The sequence below is a fragment of the Pseudomonas sp. FDAARGOS_761 genome, assembly GCF_013343155.1.
Classification (GTDB): Bacteria; Pseudomonadota; Gammaproteobacteria; order Pseudomonadales; family Pseudomonadaceae; genus Pseudomonas; species Pseudomonas aeruginosa.
Window position 1 is genome coordinate 5,280,367 of sequence record NZ_CP054572.1, and the last position, 20,101, is coordinate 5,300,467.

19 protein-coding genes, 1 tRNA gene and 1 pseudogene are annotated in these 20,101 nt (G+C 67.3%); 13 read left to right on the forward strand and 8 right to left on the reverse strand.

Features of this window, described 5'->3' with window-relative positions; genetic code table 11:
• The first annotated feature begins 32 nt into the window (after positions 1-32).
• Positions 33-965: a LysR family transcriptional regulator gene (locus tag FOC67_RS24620; RefSeq protein ID WP_003128492.1), complete on the forward strand. Its 933-nt coding sequence runs from the start codon at positions 33-35 to the stop codon at positions 963-965.
• Here the strand turns inward: FOC67_RS24620 and FOC67_RS24625 are convergent.
• The 3 genes from FOC67_RS24625 to FOC67_RS24635 are packed head-to-tail and all read right to left on the reverse strand — an operon-like array spanning position 962 to position 2,136.
• Positions 962-1,246, reverse strand: coding sequence for an antibiotic biosynthesis monooxygenase family protein (locus FOC67_RS24625; protein WP_003106257.1), 285 nt, complete (start codon positions 1,244-1,246; stop codon positions 962-964). The two genes, FOC67_RS24620 and FOC67_RS24625, sit on opposite strands and share 4 nt — an antisense overlap.
• A 33-nt stretch (positions 1,247-1,279) precedes the next feature.
• The gene (locus FOC67_RS24630; RefSeq protein ID WP_003084212.1) at positions 1,280-1,687 is read right to left on the reverse strand and encodes a cupin domain-containing protein; all 408 of its coding nucleotides are present in this window, start codon (positions 1,685-1,687) and stop codon (positions 1,280-1,282) included.
• Positions 1,688-1,698: 11 nt separating this feature from the next.
• Positions 1,699-2,136: a carboxymuconolactone decarboxylase family protein gene (locus FOC67_RS24635; RefSeq protein WP_003084211.1), complete on the reverse strand. Its 438-nt coding sequence runs from the start codon at positions 2,134-2,136 to the stop codon at positions 1,699-1,701.
• Positions 2,137-2,262: 126 nt separating this feature from the next.
• Here FOC67_RS24635 and FOC67_RS24640 point away from each other — a divergent pair, with 126 nt between their 5' ends.
• Positions 2,263-3,684, forward strand: coding sequence for a PLP-dependent aminotransferase family protein (locus tag FOC67_RS24640; RefSeq protein WP_009315012.1), 1,422 nt, complete (start codon positions 2,263-2,265; stop codon positions 3,682-3,684).
• A 167-nt stretch (positions 3,685-3,851) separates the two neighbouring features.
• On the opposite strand, the gene FOC67_RS24645 is transcribed toward FOC67_RS24640, so the two are convergent.
• The 3 genes from FOC67_RS24645 to gabD form a co-directional block, all read right to left on the reverse strand.
• Complete coding sequence (locus tag FOC67_RS24645; protein ID WP_003084206.1) at positions 3,852-5,051, reverse strand: HDOD domain-containing protein; 1,200 nt, start codon at positions 5,049-5,051, stop codon at positions 3,852-3,854.
• A 325-nt stretch (positions 5,052-5,376) separates the two neighbouring features.
• A complete protein-coding gene (gene gabT / locus FOC67_RS24650) occupies positions 5,377-6,657 on the reverse strand; it encodes a 4-aminobutyrate--2-oxoglutarate transaminase (RefSeq protein WP_003106268.1) in 1,281 nt (426 codons plus the stop codon).
• A gap of 244 nt (positions 6,658-6,901) precedes the next feature.
• Positions 6,902-8,353: an NADP-dependent succinate-semialdehyde dehydrogenase gene (gene gabD, locus FOC67_RS24655; RefSeq protein ID WP_003106269.1), complete on the reverse strand. Its 1,452-nt coding sequence runs from the start codon at positions 8,351-8,353 to the stop codon at positions 6,902-6,904.
• Positions 8,354-8,982: 629 nt separating this feature from the next.
• Between gabD and FOC67_RS24660 the strand changes: the two genes are divergently transcribed.
• From FOC67_RS24660 to FOC67_RS24670, 3 genes are all read left to right on the forward strand, one after another.
• Positions 8,983-9,059, forward strand: a tRNA-Arg gene (locus FOC67_RS24660).
• Positions 9,060-9,311: 252 nt separating this feature from the next.
• A complete protein-coding gene (locus FOC67_RS24665) occupies positions 9,312-10,244 on the forward strand; it encodes a hypothetical protein (protein WP_003084116.1) in 933 nt (310 codons plus the stop codon).
• Between the two features lie 163 nt (positions 10,245-10,407).
• A complete protein-coding gene (locus tag FOC67_RS24670) occupies positions 10,408-11,094 on the forward strand; it encodes a YoaK family protein (RefSeq protein WP_003106170.1) in 687 nt (228 codons plus the stop codon).
• A gap of 19 nt (positions 11,095-11,113) precedes the next feature.
• Here FOC67_RS24670 and FOC67_RS24675 read toward each other — a convergent pair whose 3' ends face one another.
• Positions 11,114-11,536: a hypothetical protein gene (locus FOC67_RS24675; RefSeq protein WP_009315011.1), complete on the reverse strand. Its 423-nt coding sequence runs from the start codon at positions 11,534-11,536 to the stop codon at positions 11,114-11,116.
• A gap of 196 nt (positions 11,537-11,732) precedes the next feature.
• On the opposite strand from FOC67_RS24675, the pseudogene hudA reads away from it, so the two are divergent.
• From hudA to FOC67_RS24705, 6 genes and pseudogenes are all read left to right on the forward strand, one after another.
• Positions 11,733-13,222: pseudogene (hudA, locus tag FOC67_RS24680) on the forward strand (UbiD family decarboxylase HudA).
• A gap of 40 nt (positions 13,223-13,262) precedes the next feature.
• Positions 13,263-13,739 (forward strand): MarR family winged helix-turn-helix transcriptional regulator, encoded by a 477-nt coding sequence (locus FOC67_RS24685; protein ID WP_009315008.1) that lies wholly within the window; start codon positions 13,263-13,265, stop codon positions 13,737-13,739.
• A 91-nt stretch (positions 13,740-13,830) separates the two neighbouring features.
• Positions 13,831-14,118 carry a hypothetical protein gene (locus FOC67_RS24690; RefSeq protein WP_023443569.1) on the forward strand — a complete coding sequence of 96 codons (288 nt, stop codon included), beginning with the start codon at positions 13,831-13,833 and terminating at the stop codon, positions 14,116-14,118.
• A gap of 267 nt (positions 14,119-14,385) precedes the next feature.
• The gene (locus tag FOC67_RS24695; protein WP_003084105.1) at positions 14,386-15,027 is read left to right on the forward strand and encodes a suppressor of fused domain protein; all 642 of its coding nucleotides are present in this window, start codon (positions 14,386-14,388) and stop codon (positions 15,025-15,027) included.
• A 164-nt stretch (positions 15,028-15,191) separates the two neighbouring features.
• Positions 15,192-15,626 carry a CBS domain-containing protein gene (locus FOC67_RS24700; RefSeq protein WP_003084101.1) on the forward strand — a complete coding sequence of 145 codons (435 nt, stop codon included), beginning with the start codon at positions 15,192-15,194 and terminating at the stop codon, positions 15,624-15,626.
• Positions 15,627-15,703: 77 nt separating this feature from the next.
• Complete coding sequence (locus tag FOC67_RS24705) at positions 15,704-16,150, forward strand: GNAT family N-acetyltransferase (RefSeq protein WP_003111458.1); 447 nt, start codon at positions 15,704-15,706, stop codon at positions 16,148-16,150.
• Here the strand turns inward: FOC67_RS24705 and FOC67_RS24710 are convergent.
• On the reverse strand, positions 16,147-17,013 hold the full coding sequence (locus FOC67_RS24710; RefSeq protein WP_003111457.1) for a helix-turn-helix domain-containing protein: 867 nt from the start codon (positions 17,011-17,013) through the stop codon (positions 16,147-16,149). The genes FOC67_RS24705 and FOC67_RS24710 overlap by 4 nt on opposite strands.
• A 177-nt stretch (positions 17,014-17,190) precedes the next feature.
• Here FOC67_RS24710 and pobA point away from each other — a divergent pair, with 177 nt between their 5' ends.
• Entirely contained in the window at positions 17,191-18,375 is a 1,185-nt protein-coding gene (pobA, locus tag FOC67_RS24715) for a 4-hydroxybenzoate 3-monooxygenase (protein ID WP_003084095.1), read from the forward strand.
• Between the two features lie 174 nt (positions 18,376-18,549).
• Positions 18,550-20,055, forward strand: a complete 1,506-nt coding sequence (locus tag FOC67_RS24720; RefSeq protein ID WP_003084091.1) for an MDR family MFS transporter — start codon at positions 18,550-18,552, stop codon at positions 20,053-20,055.
• Positions 20,056-20,101: the final 46 nt, after the last annotated feature.

The following is a 20,101-nucleotide window of genomic DNA, read 5'->3' on the forward strand; positions in this document are numbered from 1 at the left end:
GATGGCGCTCCCGACGCCGTCAGGACGCCCCGATGCTGATCGCCAACGGCCTGCGCAAGGTCGACATGCAGGACCTGCTGGTCTTCCTCCAGGTCCACCAACGACAGAACCTCGTCGAGGTCGCCGAACACCTGAGCCTCAGCCCGTCGACGGTCAGCTACTGCCTGAAGAAGCTGCGCCAGGCCTTCGACGACGAGCTGTTCATCGCCACCCGCGGCGGCATGCAGCCGACCCACAAGAGTCGCGCCATGCTGCCCCATGTGGAGGAAATGCTTGCCCGCATAAACGCCTGTCACGCCGCCCAGGGCAGCTTCGACCCGCGTGGCGAGCCGCGTACCTTTACCCTCTGCGCGCCGGAATACGTCGAGCTGCTGATCCTTCCGGCACTCCTGCGACGGCTCGCCGCCAACGGCCCGAGGATCGGCCTGGACATCCGCCGCCTGGGTCCCGAACTGCCCACCGAAGCATTGCTCGACGGCCAGGTCGACCTGGTCTTCGACTTCGGTCCCGAGTACCACCGACCGGCACCGGAGCTACAGGCGCTCGCCCTGTTCAGCGACGAACTGCTCTGCGTGCAGGATCGTGCCCAGCCGCGCCACGAGCGCCTGGAACTGGACGAGTTCTGCCGGCGCCGCTTCGTCTTCCCGACCCCGCTCGACGCCAGCAACGCCAACCTGGTGGACACGTGGCTGCGACGCCAGGGCCGCAGCCGCGAAGTCGCCGCGCGCGCCAACAGCTACGTCGCCGCCCTGCAACTGCTGTCGGGCAGCGACTTCGTGCTGATGCTGCCGCGACGTATCCACGCGCTGCTCGACGATGGCCGCCATCGCGCCTGCCTCGCACCGTCAGGGCTGCCGCCGTTCGCCCTGCACCTGTCATGGAGCCGCGCCGCCGACCAGGACCCGGCGAACCTCTGGCTGCGCGAACAGGTGCTGATCGTCTGCGCCGAGCTGGGTTTGCTCTAGCCTGCGTCATCCTGCACTTCGAGGCTCGCCGCCAGGGAGCGCCAGAGCACTTCGGCGAATACCTGCTGGATGCCGCCGGCCAGGTAGTCGAACATCTGCTGCGCTTCCCGCCACTGGCTGCACACCAGCCAGAGATCCGGCTCGAGGGCGTCCCTGCGCACCTGGTACTCCAGGCAACCCGGCGCCTCCAGCCCCGGTTCGACCAGTTGTTGCAGGCGCAGGCCAAGCCGTTCCGACTGACCGTTGCGCGCGCGAATACGGATGACCTGGCTGGCGCTCATGACGGACGCTCCTCCGGACGAACGAGCGACGCCTCAGTGGGCGCCGCGCTCCAGTGGCTTGAGGATCGGGTCGCCCTCCTTGAGCAACTCCCAGACCAGCAACTTGGCCGGCTTCATCGGATCGGGATTGCGTGCCAGCAGGTGCGGCACGTTCGCCGGCTCGTACCAGCTCTGGCCCACCGTGTAGGTCTCCACCGGGCCGCCTTCCAGTTGCGTCTGCACGGTGCCTTCGAGCACGTAGACGAACACCGAGCCGGGATGCACATGGGGCGCGGAGACCTGGCCGGGCTTGAACGACACCGTCAGCATCAACCCACGATGGCCGGGAATCTCGGCCAGGGCCTGGTCGCGCAGGGTTTCCACCTTCTCCGCAGCATGGGCGCTGGCCAGCGTCGGCAGCGCGGCGAGCAGCAGGCAGGCGATCGATCGATTGGCCTTCATCGCCGCCCACCTCACTCCGGTTGCATGCCCATGCCGACGCCGAAGCGGTTCCAGGCGTTGATGGCCGAGACCGCCAGGGTCAGTTCGGCGATCTCCTTGTCGTCGAAGTGCTCGCGCAGTTCGTCGAGCAGGCCGTGCGGCAACGGACCCTGACTGAGGCGGGCGAGTTGCTCGGTCCAGGCCAGGGCGGCGCGCTCGCGCGGGGTGAAGTAGGGGGTTTCCTGCCAGACGCAGAGCGCTTGCAGACGCTGCTCGGTCTCGCCGGCCTTGCGCGCGTCGTTGGCATGCATGTTCACGCAGTAGGCGCAACCGTTGATCTGCGAAGTGCGCAGGTAGACCAGTTCGATCAGCGGGCGTTCCAGGCCGGCCTTGGCCAGGGCCTTTTCCAGGCCGAGCATGGCGGCATAGGCGTCGGGGGAGGCTTTGGCCCATTCGAGGCGGGTGGTCATGGCTAATCTCCTTGGCTGATTGGCAGCCGCGAGGGTGGAAAGCGGCGCGGCATGGGGTAACACTAAGCCTGCCTTTGGCTTCCACGAAGAGCCAATTACCAGAAATACCAGGTAGCCAATTTCGCCATGGAACTGCAACTGATCCTCGACGGCCGCCACGACCTGGTCGGCCAGCTCTATCGCCAGCTGCGCGACGCGATCCTCCATGGTCGCCTGGCCACCGGCGATCGCCTGCCAGCCACGCGCTACCTCGCCGAACGCCTGGAAGTGTCGCGCAAGACCGTCAGCGAAGCCTACGAGCGCCTCGCCAGCGAGGGCTTCCTCGAAGGCCGGGTCGGCAGCGGCACCTTCGTCGCCCGCGGGCCCGCCGGGGAAGCGCCGCCGCAGCGCGCCGACGGTCCGTTGCGGCCGGCCGCGCGCTGGGCACACATCGAACCGCAGTCCGGTCTGATGGACCAGCGAGCACCGCTCCGCTACAGCTTCGCCGGCGGCACGACCGACAAGCGCCGCTTTCCCTTCGATACCTGGCGTACCTGCGTGCTCCAGGCGCTACGCCTGCAACAGCGCTCGCCGGCGTTCTACAAGGAAACCGAAGGCGACCCCGAGCTGCGCCTGGCGATCTCCCGCTACCTGGCGATCAACCGCGCCGTGCAGTGCGACTGGAACGCCCTGATGGTCACCCAGGGCGCCCAGCAGGGACTCGACCTGCTGGCCCGGGTGATGCTCGACCCCGGCGACCTGGCGGTGGTCGAGGAACCCGGTTATCCGCCGGCCCGCGCCAGCCTGCTGGCCACCGGCGCCGAGGTGCGCGGAGTGCCGGTGGACGCCGAGGGGCTGCGCGTCGACCTGCTGCCGGACAACGCCAAGCTGGTCTACGTCACCCCGTCGCACCAGTTCCCGCTGGGCATGCCGATGAGCCTGGAGCGGCGCCTGCAGTTGCTGGACTGGGCGCAGCGCCACCGGGCGCTGATCATCGAGGACGACTACGACAGCGAGTACCGCTTCGACGGGCGTTCGCTGGAGTCGCTGCGCAGCCTCGACCGGAACGGCCAGGTGGCCTACCTCGGGACCTTTTCCAAGACCCTCTTCCCCGAGCTGCGCCTCGGCTACCTGCTGCCGCCGGCAAGCCTGCGCGAAGCGGTGCTGGCGGCGCGCAAGCTGGTCGACCGGCACAGCGAGACCTTGCAGCAACGCGCCCTCGCGCTGTTCATCCAGCGCGGCGACTTCGCCCGCCATACGCGCCGCCTGCAACGCGAATACGCCCAGCGTCGCGGACGCCTGCTGGAACGCCTGCACGGCGACCTGAGCCCCTGGCTCGAAGCGCTGCCGGCGGTGGCCGGGATCCACCTCGCGGCGCGCTGTCGCGAACCGCTGGATGTGCTGCGCATCGCCCGTCATTTGCGCCAGCAAGGCCTGGAGGTCGGCACCCTGCCGCCCTTCTACGCGGAAACCCCGGCACAGGCCGGCTTCCTCTTCGGCTTCGGCTGCATCGAACGGGACGACATCGACCCGGCGTTGGACCTGTTGCGCGCCGAGCTGCGGCGCTAGGCTCGCTCCCGCCCATCCACGGCCGGCAACTCGGCGGCGTGCGTAGGAGCCGATCTCCCCGGCCAGAGGCTCGATTGCAACCGCGCCCATGCCCAGCGGCGCATGACGCGCCGCGTTATCCGCCCTATGGGAGGCGCCGCCCCTTGCAAAGGCCCGGCGAGGACGGCTCAGGGCTGCAGCAGTTTCGCCAGTCGTTCGCCGTCCAGGCCGAGCATGCGGGCAGCCTTGCTCTCGGCCAGTTGCTCCGCGTCGTCCTCGGGCAGGCTGGCGGCCTGGGTCGCCAGGCTGAGGATCAGCTCTTCGCGGGAAAGCACGCCACCGAACTGGTACGCCGCAGCGATCAGCCGGCGCAGCTCCAGCGGCAGCCGCCAACGCGCCCGCAGGGCCGAGCCGAAGCTGGCGCCGAAACGCCCCAGCAGCTCGTCGAGGCGCGCCTCGTCCAGCGCGCCGCCGCCATCGCACCAATCCTGCAATGTCCGCAGCAGCGCCAGGTCGCCCAGGCGATGCAGCAGCCCTGCGGTATAGCAGCGCTCGACGTCCGCGCCGAGGGCGTCGGCCAGTTCCCAGGCGATGTCCGCGCAACGTTGCGAAAGATCCCAGAAGTGCATGGCGCGCTCGGCCAGCAGTGGTTCGCCGAGCTGGATGGCCCGCTGCAGGCTGAAACCGAGCACCAGGTTCAGGCTGTGCCCGAGTCCCAGCCGCCGCAGGGCCTGGCCCAGGGTCTGGCAGGCCGGACCGACGTGCCGGGCGGCGCTGTTGGCGGCGGCGATCAGGCCAGCGGTGATCTGCGGGTCGCGACCGAACTCATCCTCCAGCACGCGCAGCGGATGCTCCTCGGCGCTCAGGCAACGATCGCTGGCGGCACGCACGTCGGCTAGCAACGGCGCCCCCTCCGCGGAGTCGCGCGCACGTTCGAGGAAAGCCTCCAGGTTCTCGCCCGCGTCCCGCTCCGGCAGCGGACAGGCGACCACTTCGTCGCCCTTCAGCAACAACCCTCGCAGGCGTTGCATCAGGTTCTCGGCCTGGAACGGCTTCACCAGGTAGGCGGTCGGCGCCAGTGCCACGGCGGCGCGCACGCTGGCCTGGTCGGCGCGGTCGCTGATCAGGATGAACGGCTGCTCGGCGACCGAGCGGCGCAGGCGCGCTTCGCGCAGCAGCTCGAAGCCATCCACTTGCGGCAGGTTCAGCTCGGCCAGGATCAACGCGAAGCGCCGGCGCCGGCAATGCGCCAGCGCTTCCCCGCCATCGCCGCAGAGGACCAGCCGCGCATCGCAACGCACGCCGAGGACCAGTTGGCCAAGCAGGTCGCGACTCCAGGGGTCCGGATCGGCAATCAGGATGACGGGGGCCTTTTTCGCGGCACTCATGGCGTTCCTCTTCGAACCTGGCGAACCGAGCGGGACGCACCAGGCATGACAGGCGGGCACGACACGGCCCGCGGGCACACAAGGGTATGACGGGCGAACACGGTGCGCCTCTAGGACCTGTCCTAATCGCCTCGAACGGTACGACCGGAGGAATGCGGGAGGATTCGTATGCGCCAGGCGCCCAAGGGTAACAGGGGAAAACCGTTCGTCGGGCGTTTCGCGGAAAACCCTGGCAGAAAAAAGAGGCTTCCGTTTCCGTGAAGCCTCTGAAAGAAAGGCCCGCGCGGACGCGCGGGCCTCGGGGGTATCGCTTTGCCGGTGAAGCTTAAGCGAGTTCGTCGAAGCACTCGGCCAGGATGGCCAGGCCCTTCTCCAGTTGCGCGTCGGGGATGGTGACGGGCATGAGGAAGCGGATGACGTTGTAGTAGGTGCCGCAGGAGAGCAGGATCAGGCCCTTCTCGCGCGCACGGACGACGATCTTGCTGACCAGCTCGGCGGCCGGCTTGTGGGTATCGCCGCCCTCGAACAGCTCGATGGCCACCATCGAACCCAGGCCACGAACGTCGCCGATCACCTTGTGCTTGGCCTGGATCTCGCGCAGGCCGGCCTTGAGGCGCTCGCCGACGGCTTGCGAACGTTCCAGCAGCTTCTCTTCCTCGAACACCTTCAGCACGGCCAGTGCCGCGGCGCAGGCGATCGGGCTGCCGGCATAGGTGCCGCCCAGGCCGCCGGGCGCGATGGCGTCCATGATCTCGGCCTTGCCGGCCACGCCGGAGATCGGGAAGCCGCCGCCGACCGACTTGGCGAAGGTGGTCAGGTCAGGAACGATGCCCAGTTGCTCGGTAGCGAAGAAGGTGCCGGTACGGCCGGCGCCGGTCTGCACTTCGTCGGCGATCAGCAGGATGCCGTGCTGGTCGCAAAGGGCGCGCAGGCGCTGCATGAAGGACTTGGAGTTGACGTAGAAGCCACCCTCGCCCTGCACCGGCTCGATGATGATCGCGGCGATGTCCTGGGGCTGGGCATCGTTCTTGAAGATGCGCTCGATGCTGGCGATGGAGTCGTCCTCGCTCACGCCGTGCAGTTCGCAGGGCGCCAGGGCGCGGAAGATGCCGCCCGGCATCAGGCCCATGCCGGCGGAATACGGGACCACTTTGCCGGTCAGGCCCAGGGTCATCATGGTGCGGCCGTGGTAGGCGCCGGTGAAGGCGATCACGCCAGCGCGACCGGTGGCGGCGCGGGCGATCTTGACGGCGTTCTCGACGGCTTCGGAGCCGGAGGTGACCAGCAGGGTCTTCTTCGGGAAGTCGCCCGGCACGCGCTTGGCGATTTCCTCGGCCAGCTCGATGTAGGGCTCGTAGGCCAGCACCTGGAAGCAGGTGTGGGACAGCTTGCCCAGTTGCTCCTGGACCGCGGCGATCACCTTCGGATGCAGGTGGCCGGTGTTCAGCACGGCGATGCCGCCGGCGAAGTCGATGTACTCGCGGCCTTCCACGTCCCAGACGGTGGAGTTCTCGGCGCGCTCGGCGACGACCGGGTGGATCTGGCCCACGCCGCGGGGTACCGCGGCCTGGCGACGCTTCAGCAGGGATTCGTTGGTCTTGCTCATGGCTTCCTCAGTGGCCGCTCATCGGGTCGGCCGGGTCAAAGGATGAAGGCGGGAAGGAAGCTCCCCAAGGCAGCATGCGATGATCGACTGCCTCGGGACTTGCAGGCCCGCCAGGGCTCGGAGCCGCTTCGCGATCGGCGACCGCGACTCCCGGTTCGTCCGGTGCCACCACCGGCAACGTCGACACCGGACGGCGCAGCTCTTGCCTGCCGTCCGGCCCCTCCGGATGCGTTTCTCGCCGGACTCAGATACCGCCCAGGCAGAGGTACTTGATCTCGAGGTAGTCCTCGATCCCGTACTTGGAGCCTTCGCGGCCCAGGCCCGAGGCCTTGATGCCGCCGAACGGCGCCACTTCGTTGGAGATCAGGCCGGTGTTGATGCCGACCATGCCGTACTCCAGTTGCTCGGCGACGCGGAACACGCGGGCCAGGTCGCGGGCGTAGAAGTAGGACGCCAGGCCGAACTCGGTATCGTTGGACATGGCGATGACCTCGGCCTCGTCCTTGAAGCGGAACACCGGCGCCAGCGGGCCGAAGGTCTCGTCCTTGGACACCAGTGCGTTCTTCGGCACGTCGACCAGGATGGTCGGCTCGAAGAAGGTGCCGCCGAGGGCGTGCGGCTTGCCGCCGGAAACCACCTTGGCGCCCTTGGAGACCGCGTCGGCGATGTGTTCCTCGACCTTGGCCACGGCCTTGGCGTCGATCAGCGGACCGGTGGTCACGCCGGCTTCCAGGCCGTTGCCGATGTTCAGCTTGGCCACGGCGGCCTTCAGCTTGTCGACGAAGGCGTCGTACACGCCGTCCTGCACGTACAGGCGGTTGGCGCAGACGCAGGTCTGGCCGTTATTGCGGTACTTGGAAATCAGCGCGCCCTCGACGGCGGCGTCCAGATCGGCGTCGTCGAACACGATGAACGGCGCGTTGCCGCCCAGCTCCAGGGACACCTTCTTGATGTCCTGGGCGCACTCGGCCATCAGTTGGCGGCCGATTTCGGTGGAACCGGTGAAGGTCAGCTTGCGCACGATCGGGTTGCTGGTCAGCTCGCCGCCGACTTCGCCGGCGCTACCGGTGACCACGCTGAACACGCCCTTCGGAATGCCGGCGCGCTCTGCCAGCTCGGCCAGGGCCAGCGCGGAATACGGGGTCTGCGAAGCAGGCTTGAGCACCATGGTGCAGCCGGCGGCCAGGGCCGGGCCCGCCTTGCGGGTGATCATCGCCGAGGGGAAGTTCCACGGCGTGATGGCCGCGGTCACGCCGATCGGCTGCTTGATCACGATGATGCGCTTGTCCGGCTGGTGGCCGGGAATGGTGTCGCCATAGATGCGCTTGGCTTCTTCGCCGAACCATTCGAGGAAGGAGGCGGCGTAGGCGATCTCGCCCTTGGCCTCGGCCAGCGGCTTGCCCTGCTCGATGGTCATCAGGCGGGCCAGGTCGTCCTGGTTCTCGATCATCAGGTCGAACCAGCGGCGCAGCTTGTTGGCGCGCTCCTTGGCGGTCAGCGCGCGCCAGGCCGGCAGGGCCTTGTCGGCAGCCTCGATGGCGCGGCGGGTCTCGGCGGCGCCCATCTTCGGCACGCTGCCGATGATCTCGCCGGTGGCCGGGTTGTTCACCTTGATGGTCTGGCCGTTGTCGGCATCCACCCAGGCGCCATCGACGTAGGCTTGTTGACGGAACAGCTTGGCATCTTTGAGTTGCATGACCTGTCTCCTTCGAGGAATGCCGTGAGCAGCGGGTCTACCTCGACTACCCCGCGTGCCTGGTTGTCTGGTTCGGTTGTAACCGGAAAGTGTTGCCTGCTGGTTATTCGAAAGGGCCAGCGCCCCGGTGTTCCATTTCCTGCGCCCTGTGCCAGCGGCGTCGCCGTTACCGGCCGGCCACCGTGCGCAACGGGCGGACGCGGACGAACGCGACCGCCGACAGGCGTCGGGGAGGATACGAAAGACTCGTGCGGGAAAGGGATTGCGGACGAAACGCCACGCCGGCACCACGGCGGCCCGGCAGCGCGAAAGGCCGGACGAGCGACGGGCAGGTCAGAAAGAGGTCATTCCAGGGGCACGCGGCCGGCTGAACTGATGCCAATTCCCCGGTCTCCTGTTGTTGTGGCTTTGGGGGCGTTTGAAATCTCAAACGAATCCTAGGGCCACCACTGACAAAGGGCAATACCCCGTTCGATAAAATCAACGAAAGTCGGAAAATTCTGCTGCTTTGCTGAGCACATCCTCGACGGACGGTCGTTTTCGTTCGAAATCACGAACGTACGCACATGGAATGGACTCCCGCCGACGAGATGCGTATGATTGCGGCCTGCCGCGCGAGCCGCGGCGCTGCATCCGTAGCTCAGCTGGATAGAGTACTGCCCTCCGAAGGCAGGGGTCGTGGGTTCGAATCCCGCCGGATGCGCCATCTTCCAGAAGCCCGCCTTGTGCGGGCTTTTTGCTTTCAGACCTGCCTCGCCGCCACCCGCTCCGCCGAGCAGCGCCTCTCCCTCGCCACAGAGACCAGAGCAACCGATCCTGTCCGGCCGGGAATGGCACCCAAGGCCGGGGTCAGATGAAGGGTCGATCGGCGGATAGTTCCTCGGGGCTGGCCGTTTCACGTCTATAGTTCTGCATGCTCGGATGCCGTTCCTACCAGGACTCCCACAGGAGCAACAGGATGCGCTCATGGCATGGCGTAGTCACGAAAATCGCCAAGCAAGGCAAGGGCGCCGTGGTCAAGAATCGACTCGGCCCGGAAGAGCTTCTGGTGCCCTTCACAGTGAGTACGCTCGTCGAGGTCGACCTGGACGCAAGGATCTACGGAACGGATGTGGACGACACGCCCTGGGCGGAGGGCGACGAACGAAAGGAGGTGCTGGTCGGTACCGAAGTGGAACTGCTGACCGATACGGATACCTTTCCTACCCATGCGTCCCAGGTGCTCAGCGCCAATTTCCGTTTCGCCCTCGACATCGTCAAGGGAGGGCTCAGCGGCCCGGTCAGGAAAGGGGCGGTCCTGGTCATCTACCACGACTTCCAGCAGGAGATCCGGAGAGGCGACTCCGGCAGCGCCTTCGCGGAGGCGGTCGTCGCCTATGCGCGGAACAAGCTCTACAAGCCGGCCTTCGCGATCAAGGCCGATACCAACTACGCCCAGTTGGTTCGGGATCTAGGCAAGGTTGCCGCGGAGAGCGGCGAACAGTACTTCATCGATACGATCCTCATCGCCACCCACGGCACGGCTGGCCAACTCTGGCTGGGCAACCCCCACGGCGATAGCACCGCGGACGTCATGGCCCGGCGTGTCCAGGGCAAGCAGTTCGTCGAGCCCCAGGCCTTTGGTGCGACCCTTCTCGAACTGTTCGGCAAGGAACTGGCCATCGCCCTCTACGGGTGCGACTTCGCCGGGGACGAGGACGGAGAAGCGGCGGCCCTCGAGCTGCGCATCGCCGCCAACGCGAGAGCGGTCTACGCCGGCAAGGGCACGGTGTATCTCAATGCCAGCAAAGAGGGTCGTTCCACGGTGACCTGCAGCAAGGCGATGGTGGTCTACCGGACCGACAAGATCGAGGTACTGGGTGGAAACCAGGTACCGGTATTCGATATCTGAGGCCCCGCCCCGCACTGTCATTGCCGATTGCCCAGGATCTTCGGCCCCAGACGCTCCGCCTCGCCCCTGGCCTTTTCCCTGGGGAGAGCCTTAAGATCGGGAGTCCGCACTGGGGCGGACCTTCTCTTCCTGCGGGTGGTTTCTCCGGATGCTTCCAGACAGCATGGTGGGTAGCAGCGCGCGGCGCCTTCGTTTGCGGCGGACGCGCGGGCGTGTCGGGCTCGGCCTGGTGGCCGGGCTGTCGGTACTGGCAGGCATGACCGACGCCATCGGTTTCCTCGCCACCGGCGACTTCGTTTCCTTCATGAGCGGCAACACCACGCGCCTGGCGGTATCGCTGGGCGAGGGCGACTTCGGCGGGCTGGTGCGGCTGAGCGTCGCCCTGGCCAGTTTCGTCGTCGGCAACGCGCTGGGAGTGATACTGGCGCGCTTCAGCGGGCGCCGGGCGGCGCCGATCCTGGTCTGCTGCGCGATGCTGCTGGCGTTGTCGGCGGTCTGGCCATTCGACTGGAACGTGCCGGCGCTGGTCGCCGCGATCCTCGCCATGGGCATGCTCAACGCCGTGGTCGAGCAGGTCAACGGCCTGCCCATCGGCCTGACCTACGTCACCGGCGCCCTCTCCCGCTTCGGCCGCGGCCTCGGCCGCTGGCTGCTGGGCGAGCGGCGCAACGGCTGGCGGGTGCAACTGGTGCCCTGGAGCGGCATGTGCGTCGGCGCGGTGCTCGGCGCCCTGCTGGAACAGCAACTGGGCCTCGCGGCGATGGCGGCGAGCGCAGCGCTGGCGGCTCTTCTCGCGTTGCTGGCACTGGTGATTCCGCGGCCATGGCAGATGGACTATATGGTGCGTTGAGCGGCCGGGAGCTGTCCCATCAAGATTTCAGAAAATCGTTCAGGTAAGCCTGGGAAAGCAGATCCCGGGCGATGGCGCAGGTCATTTGCCCTTCGAATGTACATTTCTCATGAACGAAATGAGCCTGGCGCCAGATTCGCTCATAGGCTTTCATCCGCTTCCGCGACACCAGCTCGCGCATGACCATGTAGCTTTTCACGCACCGATAAAAACGCTCTGCGGCCTGGTCGACCTCGTCCTTGTGCGTCTGGTAACCCCATATCACCGGCAGATTGGGAAACCCGTAGGCGTAGTCCACCAGATCGGCCTTCCACGCCAATATCGCTTTCTGACGCTCTTGCCGGCGCCACGAAAACAATGCTGCCCACGCCACCAGAAGGGTGAGTACGCCGGTGACAGCCGTGATCGCATCCATAATGCCCGCTGTATCGCACGCTTCCATGTTTCCTCCACGACGGCGCTTGCCGATCCTGTGCCGCGACTGCGCAAGGAAGCTTGCCAGGGCTTCCAACCAACCATATATCTTGCCTAGGTGGCGACCTTCCGGCCAGCCCGCGAACCGACCGGGCTCCGCTTGTCTAAAGAACGCGCCAGCACATAAGATGCATGCACACGCACTTATATGGAGTGGCGAGCCGATGAACCGCAGCGCCCTGGATTTCCGCCACTTCGTCGACCACCTGCGTCGCCAGGGCGACCTGGTGGACGTGCACACCGAGGTCGACGCCAACCTGGAGATCGGCGCCATCACCCGCCGGGTCTACGAACGCCGCGCACCCGCCCCGCTGTTCCACAACATCCGCGACAGCCTGCCCGGCGCGCGGATACTGGGCGCGCCGGCCGGCCTGCGCGCCGACAGGGCCCGCGCCCATTCGCGCCTGGCGCTGCATTTCGGCTGCCGGAACACAGCGGGCCACGGGACATCGTGGCCACGCTGCGCGCCGCGATGCGCGCGGAACCGATCGCGCCGCGCCGGCTGGAGCGCGGGCCGGTGCAGGAAAACGTCTGGCTCGGCGAGCAGGTGGACCTGACCCGCTTCCCGGTCCCCTTGCTCCATGAGCAGGACGGCGGCCGCTATTTCGGCACCTACGGTTTCCACGTGGTACAGACGCCGGGCGGCAGTTGGGACAGCTGGTCGGTGGGCCGGCTGATGCTGGTGGACCGCAACACCCTGGCGGGCCCGACCATTCCCACCCAGCACATCGGCATCATCCGCGAGCAGTGGCGCCGCCAGGGCAAGCCGACGCCCTGGGCGATGGCCCTCGGCGCACCGCCGGCGGCACTCGCGGCGGCCGGTATGCCGCTGCCGGAGGGGGTCAGCGAAGCCGGCTACGTAGGCGCCCTGATCGGCGAGCCGGTGGAGGTGGTGCGCACGCAGACCAACGGCCTGTGGGTTCCGGCCAATGCCGAGATCGTCCTGGAGGGCGAGATCAGCCTCGACGAAACCGCGCTGGAAGGCCCGATGGGCGAATACCACGGCTATTCCTTCCCCACCGGCAAGCCGCAGCCGCTGTTCCACGTCCATGCGCTGAGCTTCCGCGACCAACCGATCCTGCCGATCTGCGTCGCCGGCACGCCACCGGAGGAAAACCACACCATCTGGGGCACCATGATTTCCGCGCAACTGCTGGACGTGGCGCAGAACGCCGGACTGCCGGTGGACATGGTCTGGTGCTCCTACGAGGCGGCGACCTGCTGGGCCGTGCTGTCGATCGACGTGCAGCGCCTGGCGGCCCTGGGCACCGACGCCGCGGCCTTCGCCGCACGGGTCGCCGAGACCGTCTTCGGCTCGCATGCCGGGCACCTGGTGCCGAAGCTGATCCTGGTCGGCAACGACATCGACGTCACCGAGATCGACCAGGTGGTATGGGCGCTGGCGACCCGCGCGCATCCGCTGCACGACCATTTCGCCTTCCCGCAGATCCGCGATTTCCCGATGGTTCCCTACCTCGATGCCGAGGACAAGGCACGAGGCAGCGGCGGTCGGCTGGTGATCAACTGCCTGTACCCGGAACAGTTCGCCGGGCAAATGCGTGCCGCTACGGCATCGTTCCGCCACGCCTATCCGACGGCGCTGCGCAGGCGAGTCGAAGAACGCTGGAGCGACTACGGATTCGCCGACGCCTGAGCGCTACAATCCCCGCCCTGGCGAAAGAGGATCGAGGAAGGTGACCGGGCCAATGACCGAGACGAACGCACTGGGGCTGCCCCAAGGCCCGCTGTACCTGATGACGGAGATCGTCCGCCAGCGCGAACGGCAACTCACCGCCCTGCTTGCCCCTCTCGAACTGGGGCTGCATGAATGGCGTGCGTTGCGGATCATCCATGCCTTCGACGGTGACGTGCCGATGAGCGTGCTCATCGAGCACTCACAGACCGACCGCACTGCGCTGGGCCGGACCATCGAACGGCTGGTGCGGCGCGGCTGGGTCAGCCGCCTGCCGGACCCGGACGACGGTCGCGCCGTGCTGGTGCGCCGCAGCCCCGCGGCACAGGCGGTGTTCGAGCAGGCCCTGGCACAGGTCGCAGGGCTCGACGAAAGGCTGCTGGCGACTCTCGGCGCCGGCCCGGAAGAAGAGGCGCTGACCCTCGCCCTGGGCAAGTTGCTGCGGGCCTTCGACGGGCTTTCCCGCGTGACGCAATAGCCTTTCGAGGGCATCTCCGGGTTTGCGAAGCAACTCTCATCCCGGTCATGGACTGACCATCCGGCCCCCTATTTGCTGGCCGATTGATAGCATGGGCGGCCTTCGCAAGCCCATTCGACCCGCAATGCCACGACACCCGCACACCACCCTGCTCCTCTGCCTTTGCCTGACCCTGCTCGGTTGCGAGAGCAGCCGCAGCTACAGCCTTTCCGACGGCGCGCCTGTCACAGGCATCCGCATCCAGCGCGACGACCGCTCGCCGTTGCAGCGCCTGCGGGACTGCGAACGCCAGGGTTGCAGCGAGCGGCAGAAGATCGACCCGTTCACCCCCGATCCTGACTACCTGCGCGCGGAAGGCCACTTCCCGCTGCCCTGGTAAGCTTCCCTCTTCGCCCGTTCCCGACGGGCTTTTTTCCGTTCCCGACAGATACCCTCAGCTGCCCTCAGCGCTTTCCTACGCACCAAGAAGGAAAGCCTCTCGCCTCTCTCGGAACGAGCCGATTTCTCGGCAGTCGCCGTTCGCATTCCATTGGTCACCCAACGGCAACGAGGATCGGCCATGACTGGATTGCCCTCGCATGGCAACGGACGCGCCCCCGGCGCCTGCCCATGTCCGGCCCTACCCGCCCCACTCCGAGGACTGAAGATGAACGACTACATCGCCCGGCTGCGCGAGAAATACGACGACCATTTCGGCTGTGCGCCGAGCATCGTCCTGGACTGCCGTGACTTCTGGAGGCACTGCGTGACGGCACCGGAAATGGCGGTGTTCGGCTACCGCCTGGAAAGCAGCCGGCGCCCGCACCACGTGGTGATCACCGCGGGGATGAGCCAGGCACGGATGCACTTCGCGCCCTATATGGGCAGCGCGCGCTGGTCCAGCGAGCTGATCTGCTACCTTGACGTCCTCGGCGGTGAGGACCTGCGCCACCTGCAGTGGCTCGCCGGCCTGCCGTTCCACGAACGCCTGGCCCTCGGCCACGGACACAGCGTGGCATTCGGTTTCCCGCTCTACGAGCACAGCCTGCTGCGTCACTTCCTTCTCCTGCCGACCCCGCTGGGCGAAGATGCCGCCCTGTTCGACGGTTTCGACCTGTCCGCCCATCCGGTCGACCTGCTCTGGGTCGTGCCGCTGACCGAGCAGGAATACCAGGTGAAAGTGAACAAGCACCTGGAAGGCATCGCCGAAGTGCTGAACGACGCCGGACATCCGCTCAGCCTCGACCGGCATCGCCATTGCTACGTCACCGGCCAACGTCCGGAAGGGTTCGAGCGGATACTGCATTAGGTCGCCGGGCAACCGGAGCAAGAGGCCCGTCGCCAGGCCCTACCTTCGTCGGGGAAGCCGGCGATGACGTTTTTCAATCGGTTCGATGCCGTTTTCCCCGCTTGCCGATCCGCTCGCCGTCTACGATTCTTGCTGGACGTGAGAACGGCTCCGGAGGGGCGCGCATGAAAACCGTGGCACAACTGTTGAACGCCAAGCAGAACCAGCAGGTGTACACCATCGGACCGGACGAGATGGTGCTCGACGCCCTGCGCCTGATGGCGGAAAAGAACATCGGCGCGCTGCTGGTGGTGAACCATGGCGAGGTGGTCGGAGTGGTCAGCGAGCGCGACTATGCGCGCAAGATGGTCCTCAAGGGCCGTTCGTCCATCGGTACGCCGATCAGCGCGATCATGAGCGCGCCTGTGGTCAGCGTGGACTCGAAGCAGAGCGTCGACACCTGCATGAACCTGATGACCGATCGCCACCTGCGCCACCTGCCGGTCGTGGAAGACGGCCAGTTGCTCGGCCTGCTGTCCATCGGCGACCTGGTCAAGGCGGCGATCGCCGAGCAGGCCGAGCTGATCCAGCAACTGGAACAGTACATCCGCGGCGACTGAAGCGGGCGTGCCGGCCCTGCCCTTTTCCCGCCGGCTCACGCGATAATCCGCGGCTGTTGCCGTTGCGAGCCGCCGCCATGCCCTCTCCGCCGAAGATCCGCCGCTACATTCCCGCCGACCGCGATGCCACCCTCGCCATCTGGCTGGAGGCCTCGCGCGTCGGCCACGGTTTCCTCGGCGAAGCCGAGTTGCAGAAGCAGAAGGCACTGGTTCGCGATCATTATCTGGATGCCTCGGAAACCTGGCTGGCGCTGGACGGCGATACGCCGCTGGGCTTCATCGGCCTGCTCGATGCCTTCATCGGCGGCCTGTTCGTCGCCCCGACGGCCCACGGGCGCGGGATCGGCCGGCAACTGGTGGAGCACGCGGCAACCCTGAAGGGCGCGCTGGAGGTCGAGGTCTACGCCGCCAACCGCGAGGCGCTGGGGTTCTACGCACGCTGCGGCTTCGTCGAGAGCGGCCGACGCCCGCGCGACGACGAGGGGCGCGCGCTGGAGATCGTCCAGTTGCGCCGCGAACACTAGTCGCCCTTGCGGAAGACGCTCGGCGAGACGCCGCTCAGGCGCTTGAAGAAACGGGTGAAGTAGGCCGGCTCGCTGAAACCGAGGCGGTCGGCGATCTCGTTCACCGTCATCGCCGTGTAGACCAGGTCGCGCTTGGCCTCCAGCAGCAGGCGCTGGTGCACGATGCCCAGCGCGGTCTGCCCGCTGAGGCGACGCGCCACGCCGTTCAGGTGTGCCGGGGAGATGCCCAGGCGACGCGCGTACTCGTCGATTCCCAGGTGCTCGCGAAAATGCCGCTCGACCAGTTGCGAAAAGGCCGATAGATATTCCTGACCACGACCCGGCCGTGCCTCCGCCCGCCGGACCATCACCTGCCGCCCCAGCCACACCGCCAGCACGCCGATCAGCGACTGCAACAACAGCTCGCGCGCCGGCGCAGTGCCGGCGTACTCGCCGTCTATGGCGTCGAACAGCGTGTCGATATAGCGCCGGTCCGCGCCCACCGGGTACAACCCCGGCGCTTCCAGCGCCTGGCGCTGCGCGCCGAGGTGCGCCTGCAAGCGGGCCAGCAACGGTGCGGCGAGCGTCAGTACGTAGCCGTCGATGCGCTCGGAGAACTGGAAGCCATGGATGCACAACGGCGGTACGAACTGGATGGAAGGCTGCTCGACGCGAGTCGGCTCGCCCTCGACCTGGAGCTGCGCCCAGCCCTTGCGCACGTAGAGCAACTGAGCGAGATCGGCGTGCCGGTGCGGCTTGATCTCCCAGTCGTGCAGGCGACTGCGGGCGGGGATCGACTCGCAGTGCAGCAGGTCCGGGGTCGGCCATTCGAGGGGCGCGCCGTAGAGCTTGAACACCGGGACGTCGCGGGTGGAATCCGTCATCGAGCCCTCCGAGCGAAATGGCCGATTGCCGAACAGAGTTTATAAAAGTCCAGAAATAGATCGGCAATTTGCCTTCTATAGCACCCCACGGCAAACAAAAATACAGCCACCTCCAGACAAGATCAGCGCCGGCGCATGCGCCGCCGGCCAGCCATAACAGCGAGAGGGCTATCCGCAATGAAGACTCAAGTCGCCATCATCGGCGCCGGTCCGTCCGGCCTCCTGCTCGGCCAGTTGCTGCACAAGGCCGGCATCGACAACGTGATCCTCGAACGCCAGACCCCGGACTACGTGCTCGGCCGCATCCGCGCCGGCGTGCTGGAACAGGGTATGGTCGACCTGCTGCGCGAGGCCGGCGTCGACCGGCGCATGGCGCGCGACGGGCTGGTCCACGAAGGCGTGGAGATCGCCTTCGCCGGGCAGCGCCGGCGCATCGACCTGAAGCGCCTGAGCGGCGGCAAGACGGTGACGGTCTACGGCCAGACCGAGGTCACCCGCGACCTCATGGAAGCCCGCGAAGCCTGCGGCGCCACTACCGTCTACCAGGCCGCCGAGGTGCGCCTGCACGACCTGCAAGGTGAGCGCCCCTACGTGACCTTCGAACGCGACGGCGAACGGCTGCGCCTGGATTGCGACTACATCGCCGGCTGCGATGGCTTCCACGGCATCTCGCGGCAATCGATCCCGGCGGAACGGCTGAAGGTCTTCGAGCGGGTCTATCCGTTCGGCTGGCTCGGCCTGCTCGCCGACACCCCGCCGGTCAGCCACGAACTGATCTACGCCAACCATCCGCGCGGCTTCGCCCTGTGCAGCCAGCGTTCGGCGACCCGCAGCCGCTACTACGTACAGGTGCCATTGACAGAGAAGGTCGAGGACTGGTCCGACGAGCGCTTCTGGACGGAACTGAAAGCGCGCCTCCCGGCCGAGGTGGCGGAGAAACTGGTGACCGGTCCTTCGCTGGAGAAGAGCATCGCGCCGCTGCGCAGCTTCGTGGTCGAGCCGATGCAGCATGGCCGGCTGTTCCTCGCCGGCGACGCCGCGCACATCGTGCCGCCCACCGGCGCCAAGGGACTGAACCTGGCGGCCAGCGACGTCAGCACGCTCTACCGGCTGCTGCTGAAGGCCTACCGCGAAGGGCGCGGCGAACTGCTGGAACGCTACTCGGCAATCTGCCTGCGGCGGATCTGGAAGGCCGAACGCTTCTCCTGGTGGATGACTTCGGTGCTGCATCGCTTCCCCGACACCGACGCGTTCAGCCAGCGCATCCAGCAGACCGAACTGGAGTACTACCTGGGCTCCGAGGCGGGCCTGGCGACCATCGCCGAGAACTATGTCGGCCTGCCCTACGAGGAAATCGAGTAGGCCGCGCCACCCCGGCGCAACGCCGGGGCACCGTTCCCAAGGCGGGACGCAACGTTGGCGCAGGCGAATATCGACGAAAGACGACCCTCGGATCGATATTCCCCGGCACCTGTCCTACCCCAGGCGCAGTATGATGCCCGCTGCCTTCGCGTTCCGTCCGCCCCAGGTGCCGTCTTGTCCGATCTCGCCCAGAACCCGCCCGCCGTCCGTACCGTCCTCGCCGGCCTGATGCTGTCGATCTTCCTCAGCGCCCTCGACCAGACCATCGTCGCCGTCTCCCTGCCGGCGATCTCGGCCGACTTCGCCGACCTCGACCTGCTGGCCTGGGTGATCTCGGCCTACATGGTGGCGATGACCGTATCGATGCCGATCTACGGCAAGCTCGGCGACCTCTACGGCCGCCGCCGTCTGATGCTCTTCGCCATCGTCGTGTTCACCGCCGCCTCGCTGCTTTGCGGGCTCGCGCAGAGCATGGGCCAACTGGTGCTGGCGCGAGTGCTGCAAGGGGTCGGCGCGGGCGGGCTGATGGCGGTGAGCCAGGCGATCATCGGCGACATCGTCCCGCCGCGCGAGCGCGGCCGCTACCAGGGTTACTTCAGCAGCATGTACGCCATCGCCAGCGTCGCCGGCCCGGTGCTCGGCGGCCTGCTCACCGAGTACCTGTCGTGGCGCTGGGTGTTCTGGATCAACCTGCCGATCGGCCTTCTCGCGCTGGCCATCTCGCGGCGGACCCTGGTCGGCCTGCCGGTGCCGCGCCGGCAACCGGTGATCGACTACCTGGGCATCGTGCTGATGGTGGTAGGCCTCACCGCGCTGCTCCTGGCCATCACCCAGATCGGCCAGGGCGCAGCCTGGAGCGACCCGGCGCTGCTCGGCCTGTTCGCCCTGGCGGCGCTCGCCCTGCTGCTGTTCGTCGCCCAGGAGCGGCGCTTCCGCGAACCGCTGGTGCCGATGCAACTGTTCGCCGTCCGCGCCGCCACCCTCAGTTGGCTGGTTGCGTTCTTCGCCAGCTTCCAGGCCATCTCGCTGACCGTGCTGGTGCCGCTGCGCTACCAGAGCGTTACCGGCGCCGGCGCCGACAGCGCCGCGCTGCATTTGCTGCCGCTGGTCATGGGCCTGCCGCTGGGCGCGTACTGCTGCGGGCGGCTGACCGCCAGCCTGGGACGCTACAAGCCGCTGATCCTGCTCGGCGCCGTCCTGTTGCCCTGCGGCATCGCCGGCCTGGCCCTGGTCCCGGTCGGCGACCACTGGCTGTCCGGGCTGTGCATGCTGCTCACCGGGATCGCCATCGGTACCCAGTTCCCGACCAGCCTGGTGGCCGCGCAGAACGCCGTGGAGCAACGCCACATCGGCGTCGCCACCAGCAACGCGACGCTGTTCCGCTCCCTCGGCGGGGCGGTCGGGGTGGCGCTGATGTCGGCGATCCTGCTAGCCCTGCTCAAGCACCTGCGGATCGGCGGCGGGCTCGACCAGGGCTTTTCCGAGAGCGCCCTGCTGAGCAGCCTGGACGCCGCCAGCGGGCCGGCCCGGGTGATCCTCCAGCATGTCCTCGCGGATGCCTTCAAGGTGCTCTTCCTGGTCAACGCGGCGGTGGCGCTGCTCGGCCTGGCGGTGGCCTCGGCACTGCCCGACATGACCCTGCGCGGCCGCGGCGCGACGCAACCGGCGGCAGGCGAGTGAGCGGACGCCGATAATCGAACGCTTTCGTCCCGTTGGCGACGGCGTC

What these genes read in the sequence shown, in the direction of transcription:
- FOC67_RS24675 (WP_009315011.1), bottom strand. Translation starts at nt 11,536, where the DNA reads ATGGAAGCGTGCGATACAGCGGGCATTATGGATGCGATCACGGCTGTC.
- pobA (WP_003084095.1), top strand. Translation starts at nt 17,191, where the DNA reads ATGAAGACTCAAGTCGCCATCATCGGCGCCGGTCCGTCCGGCCTCCTG.
- FOC67_RS24700 (WP_003084101.1), top strand. Translation starts at nt 15,192, where the DNA reads ATGAAAACCGTGGCACAACTGTTGAACGCCAAGCAGAACCAGCAGGTG.
- FOC67_RS24710 (WP_003111457.1), bottom strand. Translation starts at nt 17,013, where the DNA reads ATGACGGATTCCACCCGCGACGTCCCGGTGTTCAAGCTCTACGGCGCG.
- FOC67_RS24690 (WP_023443569.1), top strand. Translation starts at nt 13,831, where the DNA reads ATGGGCGGCCTTCGCAAGCCCATTCGACCCGCAATGCCACGACACCCG.
- gabD (WP_003106269.1), bottom strand. Translation starts at nt 8,353, where the DNA reads ATGCAACTCAAAGATGCCAAGCTGTTCCGTCAACAAGCCTACGTCGAT.
- FOC67_RS24705 (WP_003111458.1), top strand. Translation starts at nt 15,704, where the DNA reads ATGCCCTCTCCGCCGAAGATCCGCCGCTACATTCCCGCCGACCGCGAT.
- FOC67_RS24670 (WP_003106170.1), top strand. Translation starts at nt 10,408, where the DNA reads ATGGTGGGTAGCAGCGCGCGGCGCCTTCGTTTGCGGCGGACGCGCGGG.
- FOC67_RS24645 (WP_003084206.1), bottom strand. Translation starts at nt 5,051, where the DNA reads ATGAGTGCCGCGAAAAAGGCCCCCGTCATCCTGATTGCCGATCCGGAC.
- gabT (WP_003106268.1), bottom strand. Translation starts at nt 6,657, where the DNA reads ATGAGCAAGACCAACGAATCCCTGCTGAAGCGTCGCCAGGCCGCGGTA.
- FOC67_RS24695 (WP_003084105.1), top strand. Translation starts at nt 14,386, where the DNA reads ATGAACGACTACATCGCCCGGCTGCGCGAGAAATACGACGACCATTTC.
- FOC67_RS24635 (WP_003084211.1), bottom strand. Translation starts at nt 2,136, where the DNA reads ATGACCACCCGCCTCGAATGGGCCAAAGCCTCCCCCGACGCCTATGCC.
- FOC67_RS24630 (WP_003084212.1), bottom strand. Translation starts at nt 1,687, where the DNA reads ATGAAGGCCAATCGATCGATCGCCTGCCTGCTGCTCGCCGCGCTGCCG.
- FOC67_RS24625 (WP_003106257.1), bottom strand. Translation starts at nt 1,246, where the DNA reads ATGAGCGCCAGCCAGGTCATCCGTATTCGCGCGCGCAACGGTCAGTCG.
- FOC67_RS24620 (WP_003128492.1), top strand. Translation starts at nt 33, where the DNA reads ATGCTGATCGCCAACGGCCTGCGCAAGGTCGACATGCAGGACCTGCTG.
- FOC67_RS24665 (WP_003084116.1), top strand. Translation starts at nt 9,312, where the DNA reads ATGCGCTCATGGCATGGCGTAGTCACGAAAATCGCCAAGCAAGGCAAG.
- FOC67_RS24640 (WP_009315012.1), top strand. Translation starts at nt 2,263, where the DNA reads ATGGAACTGCAACTGATCCTCGACGGCCGCCACGACCTGGTCGGCCAG.